Source organism: Sinomonas mesophila, assembly GCF_001999765.1.
GTDB classification, from domain to species: domain Bacteria; phylum Actinomycetota; class Actinomycetes; order Actinomycetales; family Micrococcaceae; genus Sinomonas; species Sinomonas mesophila.
The window spans coordinates 233278-250949 of the sequence record NZ_KV908322.1; the positions used below are offsets into that span (position 1 = coordinate 233278).

General features: G+C 69.7%; 1 protein-coding gene (running past one end of the window). It reads left to right on the forward strand.

What is annotated here, in order from left to right; translation table 11 throughout:
* On the forward strand, positions 1–17616 hold the final stretch of the coding sequence (locus BV907_RS01045; protein ID WP_175637315.1) for a hypothetical protein. The gene continues 19950 nt to the left of window position 1, outside the view; only the last 17616 of its 37566 coding nucleotides appear in the window; its start codon lies off the left edge, out of view; the stop codon is at positions 17614–17616.
* Positions 17617–17672: the final 56 nt, after the last annotated feature.

The window sequence follows — 17672 nt, forward strand, 5'->3', positions numbered from 1 at the left end:
GCCGCGAAGAACGCCGACCTCACCACCGAGGCGGGCACGACCTCCGGCGCGAGCAGCGCCGCGACGACGCTCGCCTTCACCGTGACCGGCGTCAGCGCGACGGTGACGAACCCGACGCCCGGCGCCTCGGTGGACGTCAACGTCGTCAACGGCCGCGCGTGGATCACCGTGACGTTCACGAAGCCGACGCTCTTCACGATCGACCCGGCCTCGATCACCGACCTCGCCGCCGAGTTCCAACTGTCCGGCCCCGGCCTCGGCACGATCCAGATCGACGGCACGCAGGCGCCGCAGCTCGTCTCGACGACCGCGACGAGCATGACCTATCGCTACTGGCTGACCGGGCGGTTCGCGAACACGGGCGCCGTGAGCCTCACGTTCCTCTCGGGCAGCTGGTCGTACCTCTTCACCGTCACGGGCCCGGTCGCCATCACCGACGCCCCCGAGGCGCCGGTCGGCGGCAGCGGCTCGGTGCGCACGACGGTCGGCGTCCGCTTCCCGGGCGGCGGCATCGGCGGCTTCGCCGGGGTGCCGGCCGGCTTCACGGTCGACGCCGACTCCGTGATCAAGCGCCTCACCGGACTCACCTTCGGCGGCGGAACGTGGGCCCTCACCGTCGACACGACGGTCCCCATCACGGCGACCGAGATCCCCGGGGAGTTCCGCATCCCGGTCGTCGTCGCGGCGTTCGGCTCGGCCGGCGCCCTCACGGGGGCGCTCACCGCGAGCCCACTCGGCTTCCGCGGCACCGTCACGGCGGGCACACAGCCGGCGCAGGTGCTGACCGTCACCCCGACCGTCTACATCGACGTCGACTTCGACGCCCTCGTGAACGGCGCCTCGCTCGACCCTGCGTCGATCCTTGACCTGGCGGCCGAATTCGAGCTGTATGGCGAGGGGCTCGGCACGATCGCGCTCGACAGCACGCGCGCGCCGCTCCAGATCACCGGCGCCCCGGACGGCACGCTGCGCTTCCGCTTCTGGCTCACCGGTCAGTACGACGCCGGCCTGCAGGTCACGCTCACGCGCCTGCCGGGCACGTGGTCGTACCTGAAGTCGGTCACGCCGACCGCGCCGAACCTGGCGGCGGCCGGACCGGACCTCGTATGGGCGCAGAACCTCGTCGTCACCGTCCCGAGCGCCACGGCCGCCGGCTTTGATGCGGGGTTCGACCTCGACGTGGCGTCCATCATCGCCCGCCTCGACGCGCTGGTGTTCACCACGGCGGTCGGTGACTGGACCGTCGTCCGCGACAACACCAAGCCGATCACCGTGGGTCTCGGCGCTGGCGAGTTCATCGTCCCGGTGATCGTCGAACGAGCGGATGCCGACGCCTCGACTTCCGGTGTCACCCTGGGCGCTCTCGCCCTGGGCTTCGCGAACACCGCGCAGCCCGTAGCCGACGCGCCGTTCACTGCACCGGGCCGCACGTTCATCGACATTCCGTTCGCGGTCCCGACGGGTCTCCTCATCAACGAGGGGTCGATCACCGACCCCGAGGCCGAATTCACCATCACGGTCATGCGCGGCGGTTCGCCGGTGACGATCGCCGTCGGAGCGGCGTCCATCCTGGTGTCTGCCGACGGCGTGCTGTGGGTCCGCTACCAGCTGTCGGGCGAGCTGCTCGCCGGCGACATCGTCACGGTGACATTCGAGGGAGCGGGCGCGTGGACCTACACGCAGCTCGACGGCACCACCGCGTACGCCGGTCCGCAGCCCGACGCCGGCACGCGCCCAGCGGTCGCGGTGCCGCTGCCGCTGACGGCCGACGACCGTCAGATGACGTACCTCGACGTGACGTTCATCCCGCCGGCGTCCATCGGCGGCACGACCTACCAGATCGACTTCGACACCATCACCGGTGACGAGTTCACCCTCGCGGGCCCCGGCGCGAACGGCGTGCAGATCGTCGGGTGGGTGCAGCTGAGCGGCAACACGTGGCGCTACCTGCTGAAGGGCGCCTTCGCCCCCGGCCGCGTGGACGTCATCTTCGACCTGACCAAGTTCGGCGTCACCCCGGCGCGCGCGCCGCCCGCCGGAGCGGTCGTCACCCTGACCCAGTCCTTCCAGGTCGTTGGCGCGACGGCCGACGTCGTCCGCTCCGTGCCCGACGACGCCGGCACCAGCGACAAGGATGAGTCGGCCACCATCGGGCTCTCGGGCTCGAGCATCGGCCGCGACCTCCTCAACGCACTCAAGTACCTCGAGATCCGCTTCCGCGGCTCGGCCGGCTTCGCGATCGACCACTCGACCATCAACGGCGATGAGATCGAGTTCCGCGATGCTGCGGGCAACCTGATCGCCCTCTCCGCCCCGGTCCGTGTCGGCACGAGCGACATCTACCGCTACGCCTTCACCGCGAACCTCGCCGCCGGCGCGTACACGATCACGTTCCTTGCGGGCCGCTTCGCCGACATCGCAGGCCGTCTCAACTCGACCGAGACCGAGACGCTGACCCTCACCGCCCCGACGTCATCGCTGAACGACCCCACGGCCGGCTCGGTGCTCGACGCGAAGGACCTCGGCGGCCGCGGCTGGGTCGACATCACGTTCACCGACTTCGGCGGCGCGGGCATCGACCGGGCGTCGATCACCGACGCGGGCGCAGAGATCAAGATCACCGCCGGCGGTGTGGACCTCGTCGTCATCGGATCCGCGATGCTCGTGAGCGGCAGCACCTACCGCTACTTCTTCTCGGGACACGTCGGCGGCGACCTCGTCATCAGCTTCATCGATGGCAGCTGGCTGAACGAGACGGGCACCCCGTTCGCCGCCGCGACGCACGCCGGCGCGGCGACCGCCGAGCTCGACCTGAGCGAAGGCACCATCAAGCCCCGAACGTGGGTCGGCGTTCGGCTCACCCCGACCGCCGGCGCGCGGGTCGACGCGAACTTGCTCGGTGCTAACGACCTCAGCTTCGCCGGCGGCGGTACCGAGGCGCTCCAGTACCTCGGCGTACTTTACGCGGACGGTATCGCGCGCTACACCTACCGACTCGACACCGCGCTCACCGCCGGCACCGTGACCGTGACGTTCGCACCGGGCGCCTGGTCCGACACCGCGGGTAACCTGTCGGCGGGCGGCAGCCAGAGCTTCCGCCTCATCGAGCAGGGCACGTCGTTCTTCATCGAGCTGTCGGGCGGCATCAAGCTCCAGGCCGGGGACTTCCTCGACGAGCCGCTGATGCACATCCACGCCGAGGTCATCCTCGAGATCGACACCAACCGCAAGCTATTCATTCTCACCTTCGCCGGTCAGATCGACGTCTACGGCCTCGGCACCTTGGGCGCCACGTCCGGCCGGTTCGTGCTCCTCGTCGGCGACGAGTCCACGAACCCGATGCACCCCGTCCCGCAGTTCTGGGGTGTGGCCTCGATCGAGACCAACTTCGAGGCGCTCGAGCAGTACGGACTGCACCTGAGCGGCTCGGCGCAGCTGCGGATCAACCTCACCAACGAGGTCAAGACCGAGACGCTGACCCTCAAGGGCGTCGGCCCCGGCGGCACCGACCTGACCGAGAGGTTCGTCCTGCAGCCGTTCAGCTTCGGCTTCCAGATCGTCGGCCAGGCGATCGTCGCTCCCGCAGGCACCGAGCTGATGCGCATCCAGGGCGGCCTGTACCTCAACATCTCGGCCAACCCGCCGACGCCCTCGATGGAGCTCTTCCTCACCGGGCAGCTGTCGTTCGGGTCGGGCTCCGCCCGCCTCGAGTACGGCTCGGTCACCGGCGTGATGATGATGACCGACAACGGCGCCATCCCAGGCGTCGCCGGCAGCATCCGCGTCGCCACCGGCGTCGGCATCGGCCTGCCGGATGTGGGCTCGCTCTTCTCCGCGACCGGCTCGGTCAACGTGATCTTCAACACGACGCTCGCCGATCAGACGTTCGTCGTGCCGAACGCCTTCCTGCCGCTCCTGCTGCCGGGGCAGTCGCCGGTGTTCTACATCCCGAAGTCGGCGCCCGGCATCGACGGCCAGCCCGACCCGAGCGCCCCTCCCGGCGGCAGCATCTACGTGGTCGCGAGCATCCAGGCGGAGCTCACGATCGGCGGGGTGTTCACGCTGACCGGCTTCGTCGGCATCACGGCCGCCTTCGACCCGAACGGCACGGCCTACTTCAAGGTCGACGGCATGGTGGGCACCACCATCCCCTACCTCGGGTCGCTGACCGGTGCCCTGAACCTCGCGGTCTACGTCGGAGCGCAGACCGGCGTCGTGGGACGCGTGCAGCTGACGCTCGGCGTCGACTCCATCCCGGGCCTGGAGCTCGACGGGATGTTCCTGCTCGAGATCAACACGTTCTCGACGACTCGCGAGATCCGCACCTTCGCGGTCGAGACCGAGACGGTCAACGGCCGGACGGTGTTCAAGGACTTCAAGCGTCAGAACGGCGCACTCGTCGTCGAGAACCAGACGCTGGGCGTCGTGGCCGGCTTCCGCCTCGAGATGAACGGCCACCTGCGGGTGCTGGACGTGCTCGACATCAACGGACACGTGGTCCTCACGATCGGCGCGAACGAGGTCAGCCTGATCGTCAACGGCGGCGCATCGCTCGAGCCGTTCGGCTCGGTCGTGCTCCGTGACAGCGGCTTCCGCATCAACAACAAGGGCCTCGTCGCCCGTCTCGACCTGTCGCTCGACGCCGGCTTCGGCGGCGAGATCGGGCTCGGCTTCTCGGTGAGCGCCGTGCTGGCCATCAACACGACGGGCGCCGTCGCGGTGTTCGGCTCGACGAACGTCGCTCCAGGCTTCCTCCTGCGCCTCGACGGCTCGATCGACTTCCTCGGCTTCGCGCGGGGCACCGGCTACGCCGAGATCCGCGTCGCGTCGGGCGCGTTCGAGATGGGGTTCGGCGTCGCGTTCGACCTCGCTGGCCTGAAGTTCAACGCGAACGGCGTCGCGGGCATCTACGACAACGGCTTCGTCATGGAGGTGTCGGTCAGCGCCTCCGCCGACGCGTTCATCTTCAGCCTCTCCGCCAACGGCACGCTGCGGATCAACACCCTCGGCGAGACCAAGAACGGCGTCGCACCGGGCTTCAAGCTCAGCCTCAACGGCTCGGTGACGCTGCTGAAGATCATCAGCTTCGACGCCGGCTTCACGATCGAGGTCGGCAAGACCAGTGCGACCGACAGCGACTACTCGGCGGGCGACTGGTACCTCGACGCGTACGCGAGCATCGACCTCTTCATCTTCGACCTGTCGGGCTCGGTGTTCCTGAACTCCGAGGGCAACTTCTCGCTGGACCTCCGCGGCCACATGCAGCTCGGCGGCGACTTCATGGGCATCCGCGGTGACTTCCACCTCGAGATCTCGTTCCTGAAGAACGAGAGCGATGGCATCATCTGGTACACCCTCTTCATCGGCGGCGGGGCCAGCGTGGAGGTGTACTTCGACTTCAAGCTGTTCGAGATCACGCTCGGCGTCGGCCTGGACCTCTCGGTCAGCGCCGACTCGCGCAACGCCGACTCGAACGGCAACGTGCCGCTGGAGTTCCGCGTGACCGTGCGGTTCAAGGTGCTCGGCTCGTGGTACTCGCGCAGCGACACCTTCGAGATCGGCACCGTGCGGTTCCCGGTCGTGCCGTACCTCGCGAGCAACGGGACCACCGGACACGACGACCCCTACCGCGACCTGCGCGAGTGGAAGACCACCGACCGCGATCTGCACCTCAACGTCGGCGCGGCGGCCCAGCGCGCCGCGCGCAACGTCTCCACGGGCACGATCGACGAGACCGTCCGCATCGAGCAGGTCGGCGGACTCGCCGATGGCCTCGCGACGATCCGCATCACCGCGTTCGGCCACACCCGCACCTACGCCAAGGTGCAGCGCATCCACGCCTACTTCGACAACGGCGCCGACAACGTCGTCATCGACCCGAGCGTGCAGATCCCCGTCACTATCGACGGCGGCACCGGAAACGACACGATCCTGCTCCAGGGGTCCGGCTCCGGAAGCTCGCTCAGCGGCGGCGACGGCGACGACACCATCACCGTGGACGGCGCCGGCAGCGCCACCCTCAACGGCGGCGAGGGCGCCGACATCCTGCGCCACATCGGCAGCGGCATCGTGACGCTGAACGGGGACGGCGGTGCCGACAGGCTGTTCGGCGGCAGCGCGTCCGATCGCCTCTATGGCGGCGACGGCGCCGATGAACTGTCCGGCCCCGCCCGCCTGTACGACGGCGGCGACGAAGACGACACCATCACCGCGACCTCGGCGGTTTTCAGCTCGCCCGACGACCTGGTCGTCATCGGTGGCGCCGGCACCGATGAGCTCACGCTGATCCTGACCGGCAGCGCCGACATCCTCACCATCGCGAACCCGGCGGCGGACACCCTCCGCTACACGCTCGCCGGCGCCGCCCGCACGAGCACCGGCATCGAGAGCCTCGTCATCGACGCGGGCGCCGGACCCGACCAGATCACGCTCTCCGACATCACGGGTCAGGATTCCGGCATCCAGACGGTCGAGATCCTGGTGGGCACCGGCAGCACCGACTTCGTCACGGTGCTCGGCTCCGACACGGCGGCCGACGCGTTCACCATCTCCACCGACGGCGCCCGCACGCGGGTGGTCCGCACCACGGCGCACGGCTACACCGTGTGGATCGACGGGGCGGTGCGCGGTCAGGGCGACTCGCTGATCGTCGACGGACGCGGTGGGAACGACACGCTGAACGCCTCCGGCATCACCGTCGACCGCCTCGCGCTGACGCTCATCGGCGGCACGGGCGACGACACGCTCGTCGGCTCCTCGTACGACGACGTGCTCGACTCGGGCCTCGGCGACGACACCGTCACCGGCGGGCTCGGCCGCGACACGTTCCTCGACGCGGGAGGCCACGACACGCTCATCGAGTCGTTCGTGAACGGCGACTTCGGCCTCTACGAGAACCTGTTCGTCGTCGGCCTCGCGGTGGGCACGAACTTCGGCACCGGCTCGATCGCCGAGAACCTGGACGGCATCTTCGAAGTGGGGCGCCTGACCTCGACCGGTTCGCAGAACACGTGGATGCTGGTGGGCGACGCCGACGGCACGGTCCTCGTCGCCGGCGCCCAGCGGGAAGCCCAGGCGTGGACCGGCACCGCCTACCTCGACGCCGGACCCGGCGCCGACGTCGTCCGCATCGAACTGGCGCGCTCGACCGGCATGGCCGTCCACGTGAACGACCTGTCGGGTGCAGGCGACAATCTGCAGGTGTGGGGCACCGCGGCGCCCGACGACCTGATCATCGACGTCGTGGCCTCGCCGGCCGCGGGGACGCAGGCGAACCGCATCCGCCGCGTCGGCTTCAGCGGCGCGGGCGCCGAGACCACACTCGGCACGATCACCCACGCGGGCGTCGAGACCGTCGACATCCGCGCGCTCGCGGGCGGTGACCGTATCGCCGTGCGCGCCATCCAGGTCGAGCACCGCATCTTCACCGGCGAGCACACCGACCGCATCGCCGTCGGCTCGAACGCTGCGGGCGCGGGCACGACGAACTCGACGTGGACCAACACCGCCGGCGACGTCAACGCGATCGGTGCCCTGCTGCGGGTCGACGGCGGCTCGGGCCCGAACGCGATCCCCGGAAACGACTTCCTCGCCGTCGACGACACCGGCGACACCGCCGCGAACACCGGCGACCTCACCTTCGAGTGGCTCACGGGGCTCGGCATGGGCACCGGCATCCACTACACGTCCTTCGAGCTGCTGACGACCGACCTCGGCTCGGGCGGCGACACGTTCACGATCCACTCGACGCACTCCGCGACGACCGCCGTCACGACGAACGACGGCGCCGACACGGTCACCGTGCGGTCGGTCGCCGGCATCACCACGGTGAGCACCGGCGCCGGCAATGACACCGTCCGGGTGAGCTCGACGCTCACCGGCATGAACGGCACCCTCACCGGCATCGCCGCGCCGCTGACGCTCACCGGCGGCGACGGCACCGACATCCTCTACCTCGACGACGCGGCCACCGCGCTCGACCGGATCGGCGTGGTCACGGGCACCTCGGTCTCGGGCCTCGGAATGACCGGCGGCTCGCCCACGCCGAGCCTCGTGCAGGTCGTGACCGTGCTCGGTGCCGTGGACGGCCGCTTCGCCCTCACGATCGCCGGGCTCGGCACCACCGCCCAACTCGCCTTCGATGCGACCGCCGCCCAGGTGCACGCGGCTCTCGAGGCGAAGGTCGGCGTGGGCAACCTCGTGGTGACGAAGGCGGGCGGGCGCTGGACGATCGCCTGGACCGGAGCGCTCGCGGGCGCCGCCGGCTGGACGCGCACGATCTCGCTCACGCCGGTCGCAGGCCACGAGCTCGCCGCGGCGGGCGGCGGCACGGTCACGACGGGCGTGCTCGCTGAGACGAGCGGCCGCATCGGCTACGGCGCGTTCGAGACCCTCGACATCACGCTGGGCTCCGGCTCCGACGTCCTCAACGTCGACTCGACCCATGCCGGCGCGACGCTCGTCCACGCGGCGGCCGGAAACGACCGCGTGTTCGTCGAGGCGCTGTCCGGCACCACGACGATCGAGGGCCAGGGCGGAGACGACTGGCTGGTCGTCAACGCGGTAGCCGGGCCGGTCGGCGTCAACGCGATGAACGGCCAGGTGCTGAACCTCGACGGCGGCGCGAACTCCGACTTTTACCTCATCGACCTGTTCGGCGTCGGCAGCAGCCGCATCAACACGCTCGACGTCGCCGACGGCGGGACCAACGTGCTCGTCGTGAACGGCTCCGAGCTCAACGACACCTTCCTCTTCCGCCGCAACGCCACTCGCGCCCTCATCGCGCAGCTGTCGGCCCCCGGCGCCACGTCGGGTCAGTTCGGCGCGGCCGAGAAGGTGACGTACGGCCAGGAGATGACCGGCGGCGTCGTGGTCAACGGCCTCGCCGGCGACGACACCTTCGCGTTCGACGACACGGCGTCGGTCGTGACGGTGAACGGCGACTCGGGCAACGACCGGTTCCGCTTCGGCCAGCTGTACACGGCCTACACGCCCGACGCGGAGTTCCCGGCGGCATCCTTCTTCGCCTCGACGCGCGGCGATCTGACCCGCGGCGTCTCGTACACGGCATCCGTCTACGGCGGCACCGGCGACGACGTCTTCGAGGTCTTCCGCAACGTCGCGACGCTCAACCTCTACGGCGACGCCGGCGACGACACGTTCGTCATCCGCTCGTTCGTGGGCGAGTCCGAGCTCACCGCGCTCAACGCCGGCGAGGGCCGCAACTTCATCCAGTACGCCTCGAACGCCCCGGTGAACGTCGACGGCGGCTCGGGCTACGACCTCGTCGTCATCATCGGCACCGAGTTCGGCGACACCTTCGTCATCACCGCGAACGGCGTCTATGGCGCCGGACGCGTCATCCGGTACACGAACGCCGAGAAGGTCTCGATCTACGGCATGGAGGGCGACGACGTCTTCCACGTCCTGTCGACCAACCCGGCCGTCGAGCTGTCGATCTTCGGCGGGCTCGGCTCCGACCGCGTCGAGGTGGGCAGCGCCGCGCCGGCGGTCCAGGCTGACGACCTCCTCGGACACACCGGCCTCATCCGCCACGAGGTCGAGAGCACCGTCGGCAACGCCCTGTGGGCGCTGCTTCGCGTCGACGGCATCGCGACCGAGATCATGGACAACGACGAGCCCACGGTGGTCGTCGCGCCGGTCGGCGGCTCGCTCGTGCTCACCGAGGGCGCCGCCGCGTACGGCGAGGTGACGGTCCGCCTGACGCGCTCCCCGGCGACCGCGGTGCAGGTGACGCTCGTCGCGCCCGCGATCGACCCGACCTCCACCAGCCGCGTCCGCTATCTCGAGCTCTCGGTCGACGGCGGCGCCACTTGGCAGACCTCGGTCACGCTGAACTTCGCCGCGGGCGACACGGCGCAGCGCACCGTCCGGGTCCGCGCGATCAACGACCTCGCGGCAGAGGGCGCGTGGTTCGCTCCCATCGACGCGATCGTCACCGGCGGCGCCTACGCGGGTGCGCTCGTCGCCACCACATTCGCCCGGGTGCTCGACGACGAGGCGCCCGAGGTCCCGGTGGTTCTGCCCGACGGCGGCATCCGCGTCATCGAGCCGGTGGACGCCGCCGGCACCGGCGGCACCACCGCACAGTACGAGGTGCGGATCGTCTCGATGCCGCGCGGCCCGGTCACCGTCCTCGTCACGGCGCCGACCGGACTCCTGATCTCGACCAACGGCACGACGTGGTCCACCGCACTGACGCTCACCTTCGCCGTCGCCGGTGCTCAGACGGTGCACGTGCGTGCGATCGACGACTCGATCGTCGAGGGCCAGCACGTGCAGGCGATCACCGCGGTGATCACGTCGCGCGATCTTGTCAGCGGCACGGTGACCGGTTCGGGCGGGCTCGCGAACGAGTTCGCATTCGGCGTCACCGCCGGCGGCCCCGTCGCGGCGGGCGCGCTGAAGGGCCACCTCATCCGCATCACGAGCGGTGCCGGAGCAGGCCAGGTGCGGCGCATCTGGAACAACACCGGCATGACCATCGAGATCGAGGGGGAGTGGGACGTCGTCCCGGCCACCGGAGCCTCCTTCGTCATCACCGGCTACACCGCCCCCGTCACGACGAACGAACTCGTCGGCACCGTCTCGGCCATCACGCCCGACCGCCTGACGGTGACTCTCACCGGTGTCACGCTCCCGACCGCCGACGGCGGGCTCGCGGGCGCGCTGCTGCGCATCGTCGGCGCCAACGGCACCGCGACCTACCGCGCGATCGCCTCGAACACTGCGACGACGATCACCGTCACCGACCCGTGGGGCTCGAGCGCCTTCGTCCTTGGCACCACGCAGGTCTACGTCGCCGAGCTCGCCGGCGCGCTGGTGTCGCGTGTCAGCGTCCTCGTCCACGACGCCGACACCGCCGGAGTGGTCGTCACGCCGGTCGGCGGCGACATCCGCCTGGTCGAGGGCGCGACCGCTTCGCAGTTCGGCGCACAGGCCGCCTACACCGTGCGCCTCACGATGGCACCCGCGGCCGGTGAGACGGTCACCGTCAAGGTCAGCGCGATCGCCTCGTTCACCCTCGACATGGGCGGCCCAGACTGCGGCCTGCCGAACGGCTGCCACCAGCGCCAGCTCGAGTTCTGGAACGGCTCGGCGTGGGTCGCCGACCTCGCCCTCGCGTTCACCGCGGCGAATTGGGCGACCGACCGTACCGTCGTCATCCGGGCGATCGACGACGGCATCATCGACGGCGGCGACGTCCAGGAGTTCGCGGACGCATCGCGGCGCCTGCACCTCATCCAGGGCCCGCTGTACGTGTCGGGCGGCGACGACCCGAACCCGCCGGTCCAGCTCGAGCTCGACGCCTACCTGCCGATCCTGCTTCCGGACGAGAGCTCGGGCCACCCCGACCCCGTCACCGCCTCGTCGGGTCAGGCGATCGAGGCAGCGCAGGTCGACACGCTCGTGATCCACAACGAGGACAGCCCCGCGAACGACTCGGGCGTGCTCACGCGTGAGAGCATCACGGGCTTCGGCATGGCGCCGGACTACTCGCTCGCCGGCCGCCCGGTCCTCGGCGGAATCCGCTACGCGCAGTTCGAAGACCTCACGATCCTCCTCGGCTACGGCGACGAGACGTTCGTGGTCGAGACGACGCACGCCGGCACGACCACGATCGACGCCGGCCGCGGCAAGGACGCGATCATCGTCCGCACTATCGACGGCCACACCCGTGTCCTCGGCGGCGAGGGTGACGACACCTTCACCGTGGGCTCCTCCGACGCGCGCCTCGACCTGCTCGCCGGACTCCTCGTCCTGGTCGGCGGAGCCGGCGCCGACGTCGCCAACGTCATCGACTCTGGCGACACGACCAACAACCTCGGCTGGCTGACGCAGGACACCCTGACCGGCCTCGACGTGACGCCGCGCGCCGCCCTCGACGAGCTCGGCCGACCGCTCGACCGCCTCTACTCTGTCACACCGCGCGGCGGCTCGTTGGCGATCCTGCTGGCGCAGGTGCAAGGCGGTCTTGCCACCGGCATCGGTGCGGTCACCTTCGCCGCGGGAACGTCGGCCGAGGCGGTGCGCTTCGCGCTTCAGAAGCTTCTCTTCCCGACGACGCTCGGCGCCGACCCCGGCGTGTCGATGAGCTGCGGTGAAGAGAACGCCACGCGCTGCGCCGCGAGCGTCTACGTCTGGCTGGTCGGCGGTACGTACCTCATCGGCTTCCGCGGCGAGGTGAACGAGGACCCCGCCACGCCGATCTCGATCCAGCTCTCTGCATTGGGAGCGAGCGCAGCGGATGCCGCGACCGACGTCGGCAGTATGTCGGGCATCCGGTACCACGGCCTCGAGACCCTCAACCTCGCGCTCGGCTCTGGCACCGACGTGCTCAACGTGCGCGGCACCCTGCCGGTCACCAACATCTCGTTCGGAAACGGTGACGACCGCCTCTACATTTCTTCGCTGGCGGACGTCGCCTGGAGCGACAAGCCGCAGTTCCTCGCGGGCGACCTCGACGACATCGACGGCACGCTCAACCTCGACCTCGGTTCGGGACGCCACACGCTCCTGGTGAGCGACGAGGGTGCAGGCGCCGGCGACCCGAGCGTGCTCATCACCGACGTCGCGTCCGCCGCGCGAGCGGTAGGCGCCAACCTCTCGACCGCCGGCGAGATCTTCGTCACCGGCCTGTCGCAGGCCGGCATCTCGTGGCGTGCCGCCGCCGACGGCACCTTCGCCGACGGCATCCGCATCTGGACGGGCGGCTACGCCGACACGATCCGCATCGACGGCACGCACGTCCGCTCCGGAGTGCGCACGACCACGTGGCTCAACACCGGACTCGGCAACGACACCGTCACCGTGGACCTGCAGGCGAGCGAGGACGAGTTCTTCGTCCTCAACACGCAGGGCCCCAACGACAACGTGCTCGACCTCGGTGCCGGCGGCGCCCACCTCGACGACGGCGACGAGCCGGTGCGCCCCGACCTCGTGGTCGAGGTCCGCCGAAACGGCACGCTGGTCTCCGCCGGCCGCTACGTGGTCTCGTCCGAGCTCGACACGATCGGCCTGTTCGATTCGCTGGTCCCGGGCGAGGTCGTCACCGTGACCCTGCATCTCACGTCGTGGACGGTCGTGTCGGCCGGCTCGTACGACCTTGCCGGCCTCGGCGGCAGCGGCGCTGTCGCGGGCTACCGCGTCTGGGTCAACGGCCGGCTTCTCGACGCCTCCGAGATCACGCAGTCCAGCAGCGTCCTCGCGTTCGCGGCACCCGCGCAGCGCGGCGGCATCGCGGCGCACGTCGTGGTCGAGGTGACTCGCTCGGCGACGCAGACGTTCACCATGCCGCAGACCGGCGCCATCCTGCCGATCGGCGTCACCGACGACGACACCGTCAACGGGAACACCTCGTCCCTGCCGCTGGTGATCTTCGGCGGCATCGGCGCCGACACCATCCACGGCGGCACCGGCGGCGACATCGTCTTCAGCGACCGTGGCCGGGTGCAGTGGGTGGATGCCTCGGGCGCGGTCATCGCGCAGAGCGGCAACGGCGGTGTGGACGACGTCACAACGGGTGTCGCGAGCCCAGTCGGCTACGTGTGGACGGTCGACCCGACGATCGGCGGAGCGGACGTCATCACCATGGGCATCGGCTCCGACATCGTCCTGGCTGGCGCCGCGGGCGACACCATCACCACCAACCGCGGTGAGACGGCCCAGGTTTCGGATGGCTCAGCGATCGTCTTCGGCGACCACGGGCGCATCGACTGGGTGAGCAAGGATGCCGCGCCCGACGACCTCGACATCGTCGAGTCCATCGATCCGAACCACGGCGGGGCCGACGTGATCACGACCGGCCGCGCCGACGATCTGGTCATCGGCGGCGCGGGCGGCGACACCATCACCGTCTCGGACGGCCGCAACGTCGTGCTCGGCGACAACGGGCGCTTCGAGGCCACCGGCTCAGCGGCGCCGGTCTGGGGTGCGGTGCCGCTCCCGACCGGCACACTGACGACGACCTCGCCCACCATCGGCGGCAACGACACGATCGTCTCGGGTTCGGGCGTCGACCTCATCATCGGCGGTGCGGCGAACGACAGCGTTCGCGCAGGAGCCGGGAACGACATCGTGGTCGGCGACCACGGCGAGATGGTCCTCGCCGTCGCCGGCGGCGCACTGCAGGTGCTCAAGATCGCGGTGATCGACCCGGGTATCGGCGGCGACGACGAACTGCGGGGCGAGGCCGGGCAGGACATCCTGATCGGCGGCACCGGCACCGGGCTGCTCACCTCGTGGGATCGCCTCGACGGCGGCAGCGATCAGGACCTCATCTTCGGCGACAACGTCTCGCTCGACCGCACGAACCGCTTCGGCAACCACACGAGCCCGCGCTTCCAGACGCTCACCGGCGGCCAGATCTACAGCACCACCGGCGGCTACTCCGCCGGCGATGCGCTGATCTCGCTCTTGGCGCGGAACAACCCGGCCGGCGCCACCGCCTGGAGCGACTTCGGCATCACGATCCTGGACCACTCGTCGAGCACTCCGGCCGGCCTGTACAACAACGACTACATCGCCGGCGGCGCGCACGACGACATGATGTTCGGTCAGCTGGGCGACGATGTCGTCCAGGGCGACGGTTCGATCGATCTCGCCGTCGGGTGGTCGCGCGCGACCGGCGTACTGGTGGTCCAGGCGTCGACCGACAGCATGGCGACCGACGGCGACGACTACATCGAGGGCGGCGGGGGCGCCGAAACGATCTTCGGAAACCTGGGCCGCGACGACATCACCGGCGGCAGCTCCGACTTCTTCAAGCTCGAGACTCCCGGTGCGCGTCCGGACGACGCGGACATGCTGTTCGGCGGCTCCGGCACGCGGATCAGCCGCAACTACGACGAGCCGATCAACCTCCACGGCCGCGACTCCGACAACATCGTCGGCGACAACGGCAACATCTACCGCCTCGTGAGCACCGCCGGCGCGTTCCTGACCTTCACGTACGACAACTACGGCAGCGCGAACGGCGAGATCCGCCTGCTGCCTCGCGCCGTTACGCTGCTCGACTACACGCAGGGCGGACCTGACTACACGCCGGGCGCGGTCAACGACATCGGGGTTGCGGACGAGATCCACGGCGAGTCGGGCGACGACACGGTGTACGCGGGTCGCGGTGAGGACGTCGTCTTCGGCGACTCCGGTGACGACGACATCATCGGCGGCTGGGGTCACGACTGGATCTCGGGCGGCACCGGCATCGACGGCATCCTCGGCGACGACGGACGCATCTTCACCAGCCGCAACGGCAGCGCCGAGGTGCTCAACGGTGTGACGACCGCGACGACCGAGACCGAGATCACCACACCGGGCCGCGTGCAGGTCGCGATCATCAACCCGAACGGCAAGCTGACCAAGCGCGTCGATCTCACGCCGTTCGCGATCAACGGCCAGTACACGGACACGCTCTACCGCGCGGTCTACGCGAACGACGTCATCTTCGGCGGGTGGGACGGCGACTTCATCCACGGCGGTTCCGGCGACGACGCGATCTCGGGCGCCGAGGCGCTGGTCGAGGGCTACGGGTTCGGCGGCTTCGCGACGAACGGTCAGGTCATCCGCATCCGCAGCGACTTCACGCGGCCGATCAACGACGGCACGCTGCTCGGCTTCGATGTCGCCGCCGGAGAGTTCGCCCTCTATGACGAGTACGCGCCGATGAAGAAGATCCTGCTCGGCGGCTTCGAGTGGCTCCTGAACTTCAGCCACCTCGAGGGCCGTACCGACAGCGGCGTCACGTCCGACGGCGACGACGTGATCTTCGGCGACCACGGCAACGACTGGCTCGTGGGCGGCACTGGACGCGACACCCTGTGGGGCGGCTGGGGCAACGACCTCATGAACGTCGACGACGTGCTCACCACGAACAACGGTCTCAACGACCAGCCCGACACGAACGTCTCGTACGAGGATCGTGCCTACGGCGGCGCCGGACTCGACGTGCTGATCGGCAACACCGGCGGCGACCGCCTGATCGACTGGGTCGGCGAGTTCAACAGCTTCCTCGTGCCGTTCGCGCCGTTCGGCCTCGGCACCGTCAGCCGCCAGGTCGCGCCGGGCCTGTACGACTTCCTCTACGCGCTGTCGATCGCGCAGGGCGCGGACTTCACGATCGTCGAGTACGCCGGCAACATGCTGGCCCCGCGCAACGGCGAGCCGTACGGCGAGATCGGCCTCGTCACGCAGCAGGACGACTACTGGCAGGACCAGACAGGTGGCCCGCGCGACCCGCAGCCCGGCAACGTGCCCGGAGGTGCGCGCGACGTGCTCCGCTCCGCGTCCTTCACGAACGGCAGCGACGCGTTCTTCGCCGACTCCGGTGTCTTCGCGGTGCAGGGCGGCGCGCTGACGGTGACGGCGACGTCGACGACCGGCGATGCGACCGCGGTCTACTACATCGACCAGTACCTGCCGATCTACTACGAGCTGCACGCGCAGGTCTACCTGACCAAGCCCACCGGTGGTTGGAAGGCCAACGCGTACGTCATTTTCGACTACTTCTCGCCGACCGACTTCACGTTCGCAGGCGTCGACCAGTCGACGAACAAGCTCGTGATCGGCCGCCGCACGGCCTCGGGCTGGTGGGTCGACGTGCAGTCGTCGATCTCGGGCGGCGTCAAGTACAACGAGTGGTACGGCATGAAGGTGGCGGTCAACGGCACCACCGTGACGGTCGTGCTCGACGGCGTCGCCGCCTTCACGCATACCTTCGCCCCGCGCATCATCGACGGGGTCGCGGTCGGCCTCAACAAGGGCTTCGTCGGCGTCGGCTCGAACAGTGCGCGCGGTCGGTTCGACAACATCTCGGTGCAGGTGCTGCCACCCACGATCACGCTGGACGTGACGGAGGAGTTCACGTCGGGACCGGGCGTCGCGGGCGGCGTCGTGCGCGGCACGTGGACTCCGGGATCGGGCACGCTCACCGGCACGGCGAACACCGGTGCCCCGGCGATCTCGCTGGTCGACCTCGGCACCGCCATCGACGCCAACGCGTACCTGGAGTTCACCGCCGTCCTGACGCTCGCCGCCGGTGCCCGCGCCGGAGTCGCGTACGACTACTACAGCGCCACCGACTACAAGTTCATCGTCCTCGACCTCGCCGCGCAGGCCGTGATCTTCGGCCACGTCATCGGCGGCGCGACCGTGGTCGACGAGCGAGTGAGCCGCACGCTCACCGCCGGCACGAAGCACACCATGCTCGTCACGATCAAGGGCGCGTCGGTCTCGCTCATGCTCAACGGCGAGTTCATCCTCTCGCGCGCCTACAACTCGGCGCTCGCCGACGGGCGACTCGGGCTCGTTGTCGCCGCGGGTTCAGCGACGTACGACTCGGTGCGCGTCCGTACCGACGGGTATACCCCGCCGGGTACAGCGTCACAATCAGAGCCGCAGACGACAACCACAACCTCAACAAGTTCCACAACAACCTCAACAAGTTCCACCTCGACGTCGACGAGTTCGACCTCGACGACGTCGCCCTCGGGCTCGAGCGTGACGACGAGTGAGCCCAGCCCCGCGCCGGAGCCGACTCCCGAGCCGACACCGTCGCCGGAGCCCGTCACGACGAAGCCTGGGCGCGGCAAGAACTGAGCCCGCGCCGCCCCCGCGTGCAGCATCCCGTGTCAGCGGTGCGTCCCGGGGGTAAT